The organism is Planctomycetia bacterium (assembly GCA_015075745.1).
GTDB lineage: Bacteria > Planctomycetota > Phycisphaerae > UBA1845 > UTPLA1 > UTPLA1.
In genome coordinates this window covers 57,391-71,820 of sequence record JABTTW010000004.1, presented here as the reverse complement: position 1 = coordinate 71,820, position 14,430 = coordinate 57,391, and the positions used below count along the sequence as shown (strand labels likewise).

Below are 14,430 nucleotides of genomic sequence, written 5' to 3'. Positions count from 1 at the left end.
CTGAAGCCCATGAAACTGCAATTCGACGCCAACCAGCCGTTCCAGCTTGACGCGATTGCCGCGCTCACCGACGTGTTCGACGGCCAGCCGCAGGGCGCGCCAGAATATGCCGTCATCAACATGGGCGATTGGGGCGCGGCGGGCGACCTGCTTGCCGGCCAGGAGCGGACCGAGCTAGGCGTCGGCAATCAGATGCTGCTGTCTGCCGACAAGCTGCTTGCCAATGTCCGCGCCATCCAGACGCGCAACGACATCGAGGTGTCCGATCTGGCTACGCCGCTGGAATCGTGGGATCTTTTCGACGCGCCGGCAAACGTCGCGCGGGCCTGCCCGCACTTCTCCGTCGAGATGGAGACCGGAACGGGCAAGACCTACGTCTATCTGCGCACGGTGTTCGAGCTTTCCCGCCGCTACGGTTTTCAGAAGTTCATCATCGTCGTGCCGAGCGTTGCGATTCGCGAGGGCGTGCTCAAGAACATCGAGATTACCGCCGAGCACTTCCGGGCGCTCTACAACAACCTACCTTTCGAGCACTTCGTTTACGACGCCAAGAAAGTCAATCGTTTACGCCAGTTCGCGATCAGCAATACGCTCCAGATTCTCGTCATCAACATCGACGCCTTCCGCAAGAACTTCACCGGTACCGAAGCCGAACAGAAGAGCAACGTCATCTACAAGGAAAGCGACCGGCTTTCCGGCCGGCAGCCGATTGAATTCGTCCAAGCGGCGCGGCCTATCGTCATCATCGACGAGCCGCAGAGCGTCGATTCGACCGAGAAGGCCCAGGAGGCCATTCGGGCGCTGAATCCGCTTTGCACGCTCCGCTACTCTGCAACGCACCGCAATCCGTACAACCTCGTATACCGGCTCGACCCCGTGCGGGCCTTCGAGCTTCGCCTCGTCAAGCAGATCGTGGTCGGCAGCGCCGTTGCCGACGGCGGCGCCAACGATGCCTTCGTCCGCGTCGAGAAGATCGACTACAAGACCGGCATCAAGGCCAAGCTGCGCATCCACGTCCAAACGCCGGATGGACCCAAGGAGAAATCCGTCACAGTGAAGAACGGCGCCGACCTTTACTCCGTTTCTGAGGAGCGCGCCGCCTACCGTCAAGGCTTTGAGATCGCGGAGATAAACGCCGAGCCGGGGAGCGAGTACATCCGCTTCACCAGCGGCCGCGTGATGAAGCTGGGGGAGGAATCCGGCGGGATGCGAGACGACGTGTGGCGGGCGCAAATCAAGCACACGGTCAAGAAGCACCTAGAAAAGGAGCTTCAACTCCGCGAGCGCGGCGTAAAGGTGTTGAGCCTGTTTTTCATCGACCGCGTGGCCAACTACCGCGATTACAACGGAGACGGCAAACCGGTGATGGGAAAGTTTGCCGAGGCGTTTGAAGCGGCGCTCGCCGAATTCGCCAAGGAGGAACGCTACAAGGGACTGCCGCTGTTCAAGCACGCTGTCGAAAAACTGCATGACGGCTACTTCGCCCAGGACAAGAAGGGCGTGCTGAAAGACACGCGCGGCGATACCCAAGCAGACGACGAGGTTTACAACCTCATCATGAAGGACAAGGAGCGGTTGCTCGCAGAGGAAGAACCGCTTCGCTTCATTTTCAGCCATTCGGCCCTGCGCGAGGGTTGGGACAATCCCAACGTCTTTCAGATTTGCACACTGAATGAGACGCGCTCGGCGCTCAAGAAGCGGCAGGAGATCGGCCGCGGGCTGCGCCTGCCGGTTAACCAACACGGGCAGCGTGTGTTCGACGATTCGATCAACAAACTGTTCGTCATGGCGAACGAGAGCTATGAAGACTTCGCGAAGGCGCTCCAGACGGAGTACGAGGACGATTGCGGCGTGACGTTCGGAAAGGTGCCGATTACTGCCATCGCCCGGCTGACTCAGGTTATCGAGGGCGAGCAGAAGCCTATCGGCCGAGAGGCCGCCGAGGCCATCAAGAAGGCGCTCGTCGGTCAGAAGATGATCGACGGGGAAGGGCGCTTGCAGCCTGCATTCGATCCGAAGCGGCCGGAATTCAAGATCGAACTGCCCGCGCCGCACAAGGAGCTTGCCCCGGCCGTCGTGGACCTGCTCGCGAGCTACCAGATTGAGCGGCACATCCGCCAGGAGAAGCAGGAAGGCGCAAACCGGCTCCGCAAGGAAGTCGCACTCAGCCCGGAATTCAAGGCGTTGTGGGATCGGATCAAGCCCAAGACGATGTATCGCGTCGAGTTTAAGACCGACGAGCTTGTCGGCGCCGCAGTCGCAACGATCAAGAAGATGCCCAGGATCGAGGCGGCGAGAATTCGCGTGACGGCCGGACAGGTGGGAGTCGTCCGAGGCGGCGTAACCGCGACTGCCATAAGCGCCGCCGAGGAACAGGTCGCATTTGGCAACCGGCCTGTGCCCGACGTGCTTGCCTATCTTCAGAACGAAACGGAACTGACCCGCTCGACGCTTGTCCGGATTCTCAAAGAATCCGGCCGGCTGTCTGAATTCTTCGTGGACCCGCAGCGCTTCATGGATGCCGTCGCCGGCATCCTCAAGCACGAACTTCACCGGCTGCTTGTGGACGGAATCAAGTACGAGAAGATCGGCGGAAAGGGGCCGGATTCCGAATGGGAAATGCTGCTTTTCAAGAACGAGGAGTTGATTAACTACCTCACCGCGCTCCAGGTCCAGCACTCGGTATACGAGTACGTCGTCTATGACTCTGAAGTCGAACGCGAATTCGCTCGCAAACTGGATCAGCGCGAGGACATCAAGGTATTCGTCAAATTGCCCAACTGGTTCGAGATCGACACACCCGTCGGCAAGTACAATCCCGATTGGGCCATCGTGAAGCACGACGGCCAAGCCCTCTACCTGGTCCGCGAGACCAAGGGCACGAAGGACTTCCTGAAACTCCGCACGAGCGAAGCAGACAAGGTCCGCTGCGGACAAAAGCACTTCGAGACGCTCGGCGTGCCGTTCAATGTGGTTGTGTCTGCGGATGAGGTGTAAGCATGGACTCCGCGCTGTTTGAGCGGCTTCTATACGAGGAAGAAAGCACTACGCTCGATTTCAAGAAGGAGCAGTATCGCTTTGTCAAAGCCAGCGAGGACGAAAAGACAGAGCTTCTCAAAGATATTCTCGGCTTCTCAAATGCGTGGCGTCGTTCCGATGCATACATCCTTATCGGTGTCGAGGAGGTGAGAGGCGGACGAGCTAATGTTATTGGAATTCCCGCGCCCGACCAGCTTGACGATCACTCGTTGCAGCAGTTTGTTAACAACCTGACGAACCGCCCGATCCGCTTCCACTACGAGGCGTTCACTTACGAAGGCAAGCAGGTTGGGATCATTCGCATCGAACAGCAGCCCAAGCCTTTGTTTCTCAAGAGGGACTACGGCCCCCTCAAGAAAAACGAAGTATACGTGCGGCGAGGTAGTTCGACAGATCCCACAAAGCCCGCCGGTCCGGATGAAATTGCTCAGATGGGCCAGAGTTCAGCACCGGAAGCTGCCCAGCTACTTGTAGAGTTCGCTGAGATCGAACGGGATGATTCACTTGGCAACAAAGTCGCTTGGGATGCCGAGTACTGCGAAATGCCCTCAATGACATCGATTCCGGACTTGGCGACCCAGCGACAGCGCATAACGGGCTTGGCCATCGACCTGTCCGCGATACACTTCGATCCACTGCACCGGATCAATGACGACTATTTTCGGGAATTGGCAAACTACGAATTTGCAACGCGCCTACTGCGCCCGATCCGTGTCGTCGTGAAGAATGTCGGACAAATCGCCGCAAACAGCGTCCGCATAGAATTGACTGTTCCAGCCGACATCGGCGCGATTCTGATCGATCCATCGGATTTCCCCGATCCGCCCAAGCGACATCGCAACTTCCCGGCGGATTCCGTGATGAAGGGCATCCGTCCAGCATTTCGGCGCGATCCGGGCGAAGTGGAAATCGACAGGAACGATGATCGCTTCCGCGTCGCAATTGACTGCGGAGACCTTCAACCTGGACGGCGCGCTTGGTCGGACACATTCTATGTAGGCAAACGAGAATCAGGCGAACTTGCCTTGAATGGGCAGGTATTTGCCGACAATCTGCCGCAGCCCAAGGATTTCGCGTTAACGATAGCTGTAAACGTCACGCAACGAAGCATGTCCGTGGCCGAATTGTGTGCGTTGCCCGAACCCACGGAATCGAACCAATGAAATGGGACAATCCGGAATTTCTGCGCGAGTACGTCGCGGCGATCCGCAATGCGAGCGCTGCGGTCTTCGTCGGCGCGGGCGTGTCGCGATCAGCCGGATACGTGGACTGGCGCGAGCTGCTCCGCAAGGCGGCCACAGACATCGGCCTCGATGTGGACAAAGAGCCGGACCTAGTGGCGATTGCTCAGTATTACAAGGACCACAGCGGTACCCGTGGCCCAATCAATCAGCTCCTGATCGAGGCGTTCCCGGACACGGCTGATCCGACGGAAAATCACAAGCTCCTCGCGAGTCTGCCGATTCGGACACTGTGGACGACGAACTACGATCGCCTCATAGAGGCCGGGTTCAAAGTGGTCGGCAAGCGGCTTCAGACCGTGGTGACGAGGACGAACATGGCAACCACGACCCCTGACCGTGACGCTGTGCTGTTCAAGTTTCACGGTGATATCGAACAGCCTGATCAGACTGTCCTTACCAAAGATGACTACGAGCTTTTTCACCAGCGGCCTGACGCTCAACTCTTCACGGAAGCCTTGAAGGGCGACTTGGTGGAAAAGACCTTTCTTTTCATTGGCTTCAGCTTCGAGGACCCGAACCTTGACTACATCCTTGGACGAATCCGCGTTCTCATGGGCGAAAGCAAGCGTCGCCATTTTTGGGTGGTCAAGGAGATTGATCCGGCTACGGCTACTACGCCCGAAGAGAAAACCGCGCTCGAATATGCCAAGCGGAAACAGCAGCTTCGCATCAAGGACCTCAAGCGGTATGGTATCACGGCGGTTCTCATTCAGGACTATTCACAGGTCACTGAACTGCTCATGCGCCTTGGGCACTTGGCGCGATTAACCCGCATTTTTGTTTCCGGCGCTGTTCACGATCCTTCGCCGCTGGGCATCGTGCGAGTCCAAGAACTCGCGGAATTGATCGGAAAAACAGTTGTTGAGAACGGCGGAGTAGTTGTCTCGGGCTTCGGTAAGGACATCGGTCCGCACGTTGTCTACGGCGCCGTTCAAGCTGCACACGTCAGCAAACGAGACTATGCCAGATGCATTGACATTCGGCCGTTTCCGTTCATGGCTCCGGCCGCAGAGCGGCCTGCGCTCTTTACTCGGCACCGCCAGGAGATGATTTCTACCTGCGGCGCTGCTGTTTTCCTTTCGGGCAACAAGTCAGACAGCACAGGTGGTACGATCCCATCGCCAGGGGTCCAAGAGGAATTCGACATGTGCGTTAAGAACGCCGTGTATGTGATTCCATTGGGTTGTAGCGGTCATGTATCGGAAACGATTTGGAATCAGGTCTCAAGCAACCAGAAGCGCTTTTATCCTGCCCATGACCTGAGTGCACCGCTTGCCGTTATCGGTAGCCAAGCGAACTCGAATGCGGATATTATCAAGGCCGTAAAGCAAATGCTGGAAGCACTGACCACAATCTGAGGAGAAACGAATGGCGCGCAGAGCTTTCTATAGCTTTCACTATGACGCAGATAACTGGCGGGCAGCCCAAGTGCGAAGCATGGGAGTGATCGAAGGAAATACTCCGGCGTCTGACAATGATTGGGAATCCGTGAAGCGCGGCGGCGACGCGGCCATTGAACGATGGATTCAGGGACAACTCAACGGTACATCATGCGCCATTGTCCTAATTGGCTCACAAACGGCTGGCCGAAAGTGGATCGAGTACGAAATCAAAGAATCGTGGAACCAACGAAAGGGGCTACTTGGTATCCATATCCACGGTTTGAAGGACCGAAATGGCCGGCAATCCGTCCAAGGACAGAATCCCTTCTCGGGATTCAACGTCAACGGAACACTCCTGACCTCGATCGTTCACGCTTACGTACCGCCGTACTCCGATAGCCAGCAGGTTTACGCCCACATCAATGGGAATCTGAGCGATTGGATCGAAACAGCAATAGCAATCCGGGGAAGGTACTAATCGCAACGCCGGTAGACGGCTTCTGCCGTGCCGCGAATCAGCGGCCGTGCCTGCCGGTTTTGCAACTTTCACGGATTTACGCCCCGCCACGTTTGGCTGCAAGCATAGGGGCAAAGCTGACGAAGCCGGGAGCGGTCGGGTGCAGCGATTTGTTTAGCTGTGTTGAACGCAGCTCTGGATGATTTGGGCTGTCGCAGACCTAAAGGGCGACCAGCTCAGCGAGCTTGGCCGCGACAACTGCCATCGTATCCTCCGTGGTGCTCAGACCGCTTCGCGAACCGAGCAGGGGACTGACTTCGCGGAGAGCTTCATACGTTGTCTCGTGCACGATGGGAACCAGGCGGTCACGCGCGAGAAGTGCCGAAAGTTCTTTGTCGGCGATGCCCTCTGCTGGGAGGCGGCGCAGCAGCGCGGGAGTCACCAACACGATCCCAATTCGCGAGTTCGCCAGGCCCTTGTCGATGGCGCGCATCAACGGCACGCCGAGGCCAACGTCCTTCTCGCTGAACCAGACCTTGACACCGTTTGACTCTAGCAGGTCGTGCAACTCTTTGGCGACCCCCTGCCGGTCGTCCCACGCGTGGCAGAGGAAGACGTCCCGAAGGTCAGGCTGCTTCGCTAGGCTCTCGACGCTGGTGCGGACCGGCGTGAGTGACTGTACCTGGGCCGGCGTGTAAACCACGGACGAACCGGCTCGCGACCATCTTGGCCTCGCGCTGCTTCCGGACCCGCCGCCGCTGCTTCGGCCGGTCCCGATGCCCCCCGACGAGGAGTAGGTCGGTGACGAGTACGAGCTGTATCCGCCGTAGCCGTAACCGTAGCCTCTGGAGCGGCCACCGCATGCAGGGCAGTTCGCTGCGCCGCTCGCAGTTCGATGACCCTGTACTGGCGCTGTACATCTAGCCATGTCGCAGATGATACCGGGTACCATCGGCGCTTCCAGCCTTCGACTCACGTCATGCCGCTTCTGCAAAGCGGAGCCAGAAAACCGCCCGGATCGAGCGGAAAACGACGTTTCGATCATCAGGCTTATGTCGATGGCTGGCGTAGCGAGCCCCCGCTAGTTGAACGGACGCCGCAAACCGCGGTGGCCCAAGGGTTAACGAATAACGCCGGTACGGAGTCGTGCTGGCGTTTGCGTTTTTACGCCAAGCGTGGCAAGGGGTTACGTTTGTCACGTGCGGTCCGAGTCTCTTGCCTCGAACATCGCGGGCCATTGGGGCTCTGGCTCGGTGGCCCGATAGGCGACAAAGTCTCGGTGTCTCTCGCCGGTTCGTACCGTCGGGTTATGGGGGGGTTGCGTCCGGAGAGGGGAATCATACTGCATTCAAAGTACGGCTTAATTCTCGGTAAACAACTTTCCCCCGAAATCAAGTAATTTCAGACGGCGATCCAGCGCCTCCGAGAAAGCACGCGCTTTTCAGACGCCCAGGTGGTGACGCTGTCAAGAGTAAGAGGTTCACTCCGCCAACGTTGACTCCTGTTGAAGCGAACTGAAAGTTGTCGCCGTCCGGCCATCCGTCGACCCAGGTGTTCCAGAAGCTCCCCATAGGAAAGTGAGTTGGCTTAACCGGTCCACGGAAACTCGAGTCGCCTGGTAGCAGATGAACCACTGATACAATAAAATCTCCTCGTAGCGGAGGAGTCGTTACAAGCACCCGTGCCATCTGCGCCACATATCGTCGATACTCAGCTTCCCGGCGCTTGGAGTCTGCCGTAGGTGTCTTCACCTTCTCCTCGAGCACCCCGACTTGCTTTTCCAGCAATGCGACTTGATATGCGCCGATCAGCCAAAGATTGAGCCCGCCATTGACGGCAGCCAACTTCCATCGGCGCTCGTCATGGATGCGTTGGCCATTTCCATCAAGACAAGTGAAGTGTGTCTCACCATTCGAAAGTTCGAGCGTTGCATGGTGGATCGGGAATGTGTGTCCGTCGGCGAACTCCACTGGTTCGAGGGCGTTCACAGGCGGCCACAGAATTAGCCTGTTGCCCTTTGTCCTTGCGAGTGCAGCGAACGGCAGCCGTCTTCCACCGCCGATGTCGCAAAAGAGCACCGTTGTAGGTTCGATTGGATTCCCCTCATCAAATAGTCGACGAAGCGGCTTCCAAAAAACCGACTCGTCAGGCGAGACGTTCGGTGTGCTTGAATCAGTTGCGAAAGCGGGTTGATCGGGAGTCACTTCTCACCGGAGTAGCTGCACACCACTTCATCACATTGCCGCTTAATGAATGCTGAACGTCTTTCAGAGCCGGCACTTATTCGAGAATTCCGATACGCAATCATCGGCTCTAGATCTCTTGAGGTGTGCATTTGCTTGTCGTTACCCATGTACGTGAAACGGTCGGCGGGCGAATACAGGAATCGATATGAGTGCAATGCAATCCGATGATTTATTGAGGCTACAGATTTGGGAGCGCACTTGAGGACACAATCGCCCGCAAGTTTTAAATTCGAGATCAGCACCATCCTCCGCGTTAAGGGAAAGGTCACCTGACACTTCTGCAGCCAAACGGCAAATTTACCACGCGGCGGGTTGAACTGCGGTGAAGTAATAACAAACGGCCGATCTGAACAAATGAAGTCGGCCGCCCGATCAGCGCGAGGCCGCCGAGGCCTACATCGCCAGCCAGAAGGCCGAGGGCTGGGTCTGCCTGCTGGAGCACTACGACGATGGAGGATTCACCGGTGGCAACATCGACCGACCGGCCCTAAGGCGACTGCTGGCCGACATCGACGCGGGCAAGATCGACTGCGTCGTTGTTTACAAAGTAGACCGGCTCAGTCGGTCGCTGATGGACTTCGCCAAGATCATGGAGACCTTCGACCGGCAGAAGGTGTCGTTCGTCTCCGTGACGCAGCATTTCAATACCACCCATTCGATGGGTCGGCTGACGCTGAATATCCTGCTGTCGTTCGCCCAGTTCGAGCGCGAGATCATCGGCGAGCGGATTCGCGACAAGATCGCCGCCTCACGGGCCAAGGGAAAGTGGACCGGCGGCACACCCATCCTCGGTTACGACGTCGATCGGTCGGGGCCCAGCCCCAAACTGGTTGTCAATCCGACCGAAGCGCTTCGCGTCCGGGAGATGTTTGATTTGTACCTCGAACTCGGCTCGCTGATCTCGACTGCCCAGGAGCTCCAGCGCCGGGACTGTCGGACCAAGGTCTGGACCACACGATCAGGCGACGCCAAGGGCGGTGAGCCGTTCGACAAGTGCCGCCTGCACAATCTACTGACCAACGTGCTCTACGTCGGCAAGATCAGGCACAAGAAGGATGTGTTCCCGGGCGAGCATGACGCGATCGTTCCTGAGGGACAATTCCTCCGGGTTCAGGCGCTACTTCTCAAGAACCGAAACTCGGGCAACCCTGAACTGCGTAACCGTCACGGTGCCCTGCTGCGGCGTCTGCTCTATTGCAAGACCTGCCAAAAGGCGATGGTCCACACCTTCGCCAGCCGTGGGGCCATCCGTGAACACGTCATACACGTGCTGTACGGATCCGGCGCGAACGGCAAATCCACCTTCATCGAGACAATCGCGACGATGCTGGGCGACTATGCGACGGCCGCCGCCCCACGACTCCTGATCCGTCGGCAAGGCGAATCCCACCCCACCGAGTTGGTCGACCTGCGGGAAGCACGCTTCGTATCTGCCATCGAGACGGCCGAGGGCGGTGCATTCGACGAGGAGCGAGTCAAAGCCCTGACCGGCGACGATCGCATCAAGGCCCGGAAAATGCGACAGGACTTCTTTGAATTCCGCCCGACGTTCAAGCTCTTTCTCGCGACCAATCACCGCCCCATTGTCCGGGGCGACGACACGGGCATCTGGCGGCGCATTCGCCTCTGGCCCTTCACAGTCGAGATCCCGCCCGAAGAGCAGGACCACGCTCTCAAGGAGAAGCTCCGCGCCGAACTGCCCGGCATCCTTGCGTGGTCCGTTCGGGGCTGCATGGCCTGGCAAGACGATGGCTTGTCCGAACCGCCTGAAGTGTCGTCGGCGACCCAGTCGTACCGAGAGGAGCAGGATCACTTTGGCGATTGGTTCGAGTCGTGCTGCCTGGTCCCCGGGGAAAACGAAGTCGCTGAAACCTTTCATTGTCGCGGCGGGCTGCTGTATCAGAGCTATTCGGTGTTTTGCCGAAGCACCGGTACCAAGCCCCTCGGCATGTGGAAGTTCAGCGAGCGACTCTTAAAGCGGCCTGGCGTAATCCGTGATCGCAGCCGCAGCAGTAAATACACGGGCGTAAAGCTCACGGACGAGGCGTTTGCCGCCGCCCAACAGCAGGAGGGGCCCCGATGGCGAGGATAACGTCGATCGAAAATCCCCGTTTGCGCAGACTTGCGCAAAGTTCGCAGAGTTTTCCTATTACTCCACGTGAGATGATTTTCTTAGAGATTAACCGGAAAACGAAAAAACTCTGCGCAAGTCTGCGCAAACGCGGTTTTGGGTCTTCACCGACTGTGGCGAATAGATATCCGCACCTTTCTTGCCGCCCACACGACGACGGTGGGCCGCAAAAACGTCTACCGCGACGAACCCACACCCAAACTAGGCCGTGGCTCGCACAACGCAACGTGGGCGAACGTGGCCCGTCTGGCGGCCGCCTGCGCGGTCGTCGTGATCACCACAAGTCCCACGCCCTTCGGCACGAATGCAAGGACAACAAACCAAACCAACGGATGCAATTGTGAAATGGAGTTCATGATATGAAACTAGAGACAATCCCAATCAATGCCATTCGTGAATACGAACAAAACCCTCGTAAGAATGACGCCGCTGTTGGCCCAGTAGCTGACTCAATTCGGCAGTTCGGGTTCAAGGTGCCGGTCATCGTCGATGCGGAAAACGTCTTGGTGGCGGGACATACCCGTGTCCGGGCCGCTCTGCAATTGGAGATGACAGAAATACCTGCGATTCGGGCTGATGACCTCACGCCTGAACAAATCCGCGCGTTCAGAATCGCGGACAACAAGCTTCACGAATTGTCTGGCTGGGATCTGGAGATGCTGGCAGTTGAGATGAAGGACCTGCAAGCCCTCGATTTCAATTTGAATGCTATGGGCTTCTCTGCCGACGAATTAGCCGAGCTCCTCGACGTGGGCATCAGGGACGGCCTGTGTGACCCCGACGAAGTGCCGGCCCCGCCCGACGAGGCGACGACCAAACCGGGCGACATCTGGCTACTGGGCGATCACAGGCTGATGTGCGGCGACAGCGCCTCGCCGGAGGATGTCGATCGGCTGCTCGACGGCGCGAAGATTCACCTCGTCAACACTGACCCGCCGTACAATGTGAAGGTCGAGCCCCGAAGCAACAACGCCATTGCGGCGGGCAATTCTTCATTCCCCGAGTCGAAGAAGCGAACGCACCATCAATCCTTCGATGTGGCTCGCCAGGGCGAGAAGAAGAAGACCCATGCCAAGCTGCGAGCCAAGGACCGACCGTTGGCCAACGACTTCGTGACCGACGAGGCGTTCGACAAGCTGCTGTTCGGGTGGTTTGGCAACATCGCTCGTGTGCTTCTTCCGGGCAGGGGTTTCTACATTTGGGGCGGCTACGCGAATCTCGGCAACTATCCGCCGGTCCTGAAGGCCTGCGAGTTGTACTTTTCGCAGGGCATCGTCTGGGACAAACAGCATCCCGTCCTGACGCGCAAGGACTTCATGGGGGCGTTCGAGATCTGCTTCTACGGTTGGCGTGAAGGCGCAGCCCACGTCTTCCTCGGCCCCAACAACGCGACCGATCTGTGGCACATCAAGAAGGTCAACCCGCAATCGATGATTCATTTGACTGAGAAGCCGGTCGAACTGGCGATTCGGGCGATGCAGTACTCGTCACGGGCTGGTGAGAACGTGCTGGACCTATTTGGCGGCAGCGGTTCGACGCTGATCGCGGCAGAGCAGACGGGTCGCAAGGCGCATCTAATGGAACTCGACCCGCCTTACTGCGATGTGATTGTCCAGCGTTAGGAGAAGTTCACTGGGAGGAAGGCGGATCGGTGCAAAAGCTCAGTCGTCACAAAACTCGGGCAATGAATTGATTGGAATGCAAAACTCATCGCAGATTCTCTGCCAAGTGGTCACGCCAAGAAACGAGTCTCTTATTGCTTCTCGTTCCTCTGAAGAGCGATGTGGCAAACTCTCTGTCAAGATTGGCGGAAGCCTTGATTCGTTCAGGTCGCGTCTCCACTTATCGGGAACAGCTCCATTTGCTGGCGTGCCCTCGACGATGAAGACTCCGACGGGTGCTGGACCGCCCGCACGGTGCAGTTCCCATGCGCAGTCGAGGTGGCGGAGCATCTGGTCGCGGACGGGCATCCATGTTGTACTTCGCGTAGGCTTGGCTTCCGTTCGTTTTCCTTCTACAACAAGCATGAGGCCGTTGGCAATAAGGAAGACATCTGGCCAGGACGGCCCTTCCAAGATGTACCATGCGGAGCCTGGGACTTCTTTTTCTCGGAGAGAGGTCAGTGCTTCATCAATAACTTGCGGATCTTTCGCAAGTAACTTCTCTCTCTTTTCGCGAGTGCTTTTTGATTTACCTAGGGCCGATGATTGGGCCGGCCTCTTGGCATGCTTCACCAGCCATCTCAAGAGATCTCGCGGTGGCGGCAGTGGGATTTCATCGATACCCATTCGGACTTCCTTAATACCGCTGCAAGCTGATGAAGTAACACCGCGAATCTGTGAACCTGCCTGCGCAAGTTCGAGGAGCCGCTGGAGCCAGCTATCGCCCGTCGGGTCCTGCCTCAGCAATTCTCCGAAAACGGGGACTACTCGCGTCTTTGATGAATCGTATCTGCCGCCCATTTGTGCCGTTCAATCGTCGCTGCAAGACCAGATATCGGACAAGCCCATGACAGTATCAATGACCTGTGATTCAGTCAAAACCGCGTGCAATTCATTGCCGAAGCAACGCCCCGGTAGGTGCCGAGGCGTCGTTGGAGATGAGATGTCGGTGGTTGGCGAATCAGCCCGCGAACTGGAACTGCCCGCGGTCGACCTTTTTGAACCGGGCCGACTTGCCCTTAAGGCCCGCCACGCCGACCTCGTGGAAGTCGAGGGCGTCACGGCCGCGCTGTTCAAGCGTCTCGATGCCCAGGTGCTCTTGGGCAATCTGCGTAAGGCGTTCGGTCATGGTCATGTCGCTGGCCTCCCTAACGGCGGGCTAGTACCCAACCGCGATGTAGCAATGTCCGCCACGCGTCGGTCGATCAACGAATCGCGCCGTTGCCGGACCGCCAACCTTCTCGATGCGATCGCAATCGCGGCGGCTAATCGCCAGGTAGCGGCCGCCGGGCATGGTCAACGCGGCACCGCCCCGCTTGAGGGCGTAGTCTTCCGCTTCTTCGAAGATCTCAAATTCCCTGGCTCGGCATTGAATGGTCATAGTCATGGCTCCGATGCGTACGCCCCACGCGTACACACACATGAGGGCATCCGGGGCGGACACAATCAAGGCGAATTGCGGCGAAATTCGATCGATTACAAAAACGCCAACAGGGTCAACCGCCGCCATAATCAGGCACACGTGTTGCATGAGTGTCGTGGCGATGACATCGCGCACCGTGGCCCCACGACGAGGAGGGTCGCCTAGGTGGCCAACGACACGCGCCCAACGCCACACGGGCCAACGTCGCGGCCCACCTTAGAGACCGTGACCTACGAGCGGCCGCGCTGCCCGGCGTGCCGGGGGACCCGCCTGACCAAGTACCGGTCGCTGGCCGACCAAGGCGATGGCAGCAGTCTGTCTTGGGTGCGCTGCCAATGCGGCCACCGCTTCCGCATGCTGCTGGAATAGAACAGAAAAAATCCTCTTGCCTTCCAGATGCTGGATGGCCTCGATGGATCGTGTGCTATGCTGAATGTGAAGGAACGTACTTCGAGGTGCAGGATGCCCACGCGACCGACCCGACATCGCTCAATTGACCTGGCCAAGCGGCTGGGGACCAAGAGCCTCAAGACGATGGAACGACCGTCCGCCTCGGCGCGGGGCTACGGCCGGCGCTGGCAACGGCTGGCCAAGATGTTCCTGGCGAATAACCCGCTGTGCGTTGACCCGTTCGGTGTGCATGGCAAGTGGCCGGTGGTTGCCATGCATGTGGACCACATCGTCCCTCGCAGCACCGGCGGCACGGATGAATGGGATAACCTGCAGGGGCTCTGCGGTCCCTGCCATTCGCGCAAGACGGTGCAGTGCGATGGTGGGTTCGGCAGACGGCGGGAACGGATGCAGGTAGATCGCAAGCGTGACGGGATGGTGGCACCGATAGAGTGAC

The 14,430-nt window shown here is 58.2% G+C and carries 13 protein-coding genes; 7 read left to right on the top strand and 6 right to left on the bottom strand.

Going from position 1 to position 14,430, the window contains the following annotated elements:
* Positions 1-9 precede the first annotated feature (9 nt).
* Genes HS101_19820 through HS101_19805 form a run of 4 tightly spaced genes read left to right on the top strand, consistent with a single transcriptional unit; the run spans position 10 to position 6,143 of the window.
* On the top strand, positions 10-2,997 hold the full coding sequence (locus HS101_19820) for a DEAD/DEAH box helicase family protein (GenBank protein MBE7508510.1): 2,988 nt from the start codon (positions 10-12) through the stop codon (positions 2,995-2,997).
* Positions 2,998-2,999: 2 nt separating this feature from the next.
* Positions 3,000-4,202, top strand: coding sequence for an ATP-binding protein (locus HS101_19815; GenBank protein MBE7508509.1), 1,203 nt, complete (start codon positions 3,000-3,002; stop codon positions 4,200-4,202).
* A complete protein-coding gene (locus tag HS101_19810; GenBank protein ID MBE7508508.1) occupies positions 4,199-5,641 on the top strand; it encodes an SIR2 family protein in 1,443 nt (480 codons plus the stop codon). The genes HS101_19815 and HS101_19810 overlap by 4 nt, the downstream gene beginning before the upstream one ends.
* Positions 5,642-5,651: 10 nt before the next feature.
* Positions 5,652-6,143, top strand: coding sequence for a TIR domain-containing protein (locus HS101_19805; GenBank protein ID MBE7508507.1), 492 nt, complete (start codon positions 5,652-5,654; stop codon positions 6,141-6,143).
* Positions 6,144-6,342: 199 nt separating this feature from the next.
* Here the strand turns inward: HS101_19805 and HS101_19800 are convergent, their stop codons facing one another.
* The 3 genes from HS101_19800 to HS101_19790 form a co-directional block, all read right to left on the bottom strand.
* The gene (locus tag HS101_19800) at positions 6,343-7,050 is read right to left on the bottom strand and encodes a toll/interleukin-1 receptor domain-containing protein (protein MBE7508506.1); all 708 of its coding nucleotides are present in this window, start codon (positions 7,048-7,050) and stop codon (positions 6,343-6,345) included.
* Positions 7,051-7,513: 463 nt separating this feature from the next.
* Positions 7,514-8,326 carry a hypothetical protein gene (locus HS101_19795; GenBank protein ID MBE7508505.1) on the bottom strand — a complete coding sequence of 271 codons (813 nt, stop codon included), beginning with the start codon at positions 8,324-8,326 and terminating at the stop codon, positions 7,514-7,516.
* Complete coding sequence (locus tag HS101_19790; protein ID MBE7508504.1) at positions 8,323-8,826, bottom strand: DUF4238 domain-containing protein; 504 nt, start codon at positions 8,824-8,826, stop codon at positions 8,323-8,325. The genes HS101_19795 and HS101_19790 overlap by 4 nt, the downstream gene beginning before the upstream one ends.
* Between HS101_19790 and HS101_19785 the strand changes: the two genes are divergently transcribed.
* On the top strand, positions 8,766-10,460 hold the full coding sequence (locus HS101_19785; GenBank protein MBE7508503.1) for a recombinase family protein: 1,695 nt from the start codon (positions 8,766-8,768) through the stop codon (positions 10,458-10,460). The two genes, HS101_19790 and HS101_19785, sit on opposite strands and share 61 nt — an antisense overlap.
* 398 nt (positions 10,461-10,858) lie before the next feature.
* Complete coding sequence (locus tag HS101_19780; protein MBE7508502.1) at positions 10,859-12,121, top strand: ParB N-terminal domain-containing protein; 1,263 nt, start codon at positions 10,859-10,861, stop codon at positions 12,119-12,121.
* 39 nt (positions 12,122-12,160) lie between these two features.
* Here HS101_19780 and HS101_19775 read toward each other — a convergent pair whose 3' ends face one another.
* The 3 genes from HS101_19775 to HS101_19765 all read right to left on the bottom strand — a co-directional run bounded on the left by HS101_19775 (position 12,161) and on the right by HS101_19765 (position 13,541).
* Positions 12,161-12,787, bottom strand: a complete 627-nt coding sequence (locus HS101_19775; GenBank protein MBE7508501.1) for a hypothetical protein — start codon at positions 12,785-12,787, stop codon at positions 12,161-12,163.
* Positions 12,788-13,121: 334 nt separating this feature from the next.
* A complete protein-coding gene (locus HS101_19770; protein MBE7508500.1) occupies positions 13,122-13,295 on the bottom strand; it encodes a hypothetical protein in 174 nt (57 codons plus the stop codon).
* A 24-nt stretch (positions 13,296-13,319) separates the two neighbouring features.
* A complete protein-coding gene (locus HS101_19765; protein MBE7508499.1) occupies positions 13,320-13,541 on the bottom strand; it encodes a hypothetical protein in 222 nt (73 codons plus the stop codon).
* A 504-nt stretch (positions 13,542-14,045) separates the two neighbouring features.
* On the opposite strand from HS101_19765, the gene HS101_19760 reads away from it, so the two are divergent.
* Positions 14,046-14,429, top strand: coding sequence for an HNH endonuclease (locus HS101_19760; protein ID MBE7508498.1), 384 nt, complete (start codon positions 14,046-14,048; stop codon positions 14,427-14,429).
* Position 14,430: the final 1 nt, after the last annotated feature.

Excerpts from the sequence above, each read along its gene's own strand:
- HS101_19765 (MBE7508499.1), bottom strand. The coding sequence starts at position 13,541 with ATGACCATTCAATGCCGAGCCAGGGAATTTGAGATCTTCGAAGAAGCG.
- HS101_19815 (MBE7508509.1), top strand. The coding sequence starts at position 3,000 with ATGGACTCCGCGCTGTTTGAGCGGCTTCTATACGAGGAAGAAAGCACT.
- HS101_19780 (MBE7508502.1), top strand. The coding sequence starts at position 10,859 with ATGAAACTAGAGACAATCCCAATCAATGCCATTCGTGAATACGAACAA.
- HS101_19760 (MBE7508498.1), top strand. The coding sequence starts at position 14,046 with ATGCCCACGCGACCGACCCGACATCGCTCAATTGACCTGGCCAAGCGG.
- HS101_19805 (MBE7508507.1), top strand. The coding sequence starts at position 5,652 with ATGGCGCGCAGAGCTTTCTATAGCTTTCACTATGACGCAGATAACTGG.
- HS101_19810 (MBE7508508.1), top strand. The coding sequence starts at position 4,199 with ATGAAATGGGACAATCCGGAATTTCTGCGCGAGTACGTCGCGGCGATC.
- HS101_19820 (MBE7508510.1), top strand. The coding sequence starts at position 10 with ATGAAACTGCAATTCGACGCCAACCAGCCGTTCCAGCTTGACGCGATT.
- HS101_19800 (MBE7508506.1), bottom strand. The coding sequence starts at position 7,050 with ATGGCTAGATGTACAGCGCCAGTACAGGGTCATCGAACTGCGAGCGGC.
- HS101_19770 (MBE7508500.1), bottom strand. The coding sequence starts at position 13,295 with ATGACCATGACCGAACGCCTTACGCAGATTGCCCAAGAGCACCTGGGC.
- HS101_19775 (MBE7508501.1), bottom strand. The coding sequence starts at position 12,787 with ATGGGTATCGATGAAATCCCACTGCCGCCACCGCGAGATCTCTTGAGA.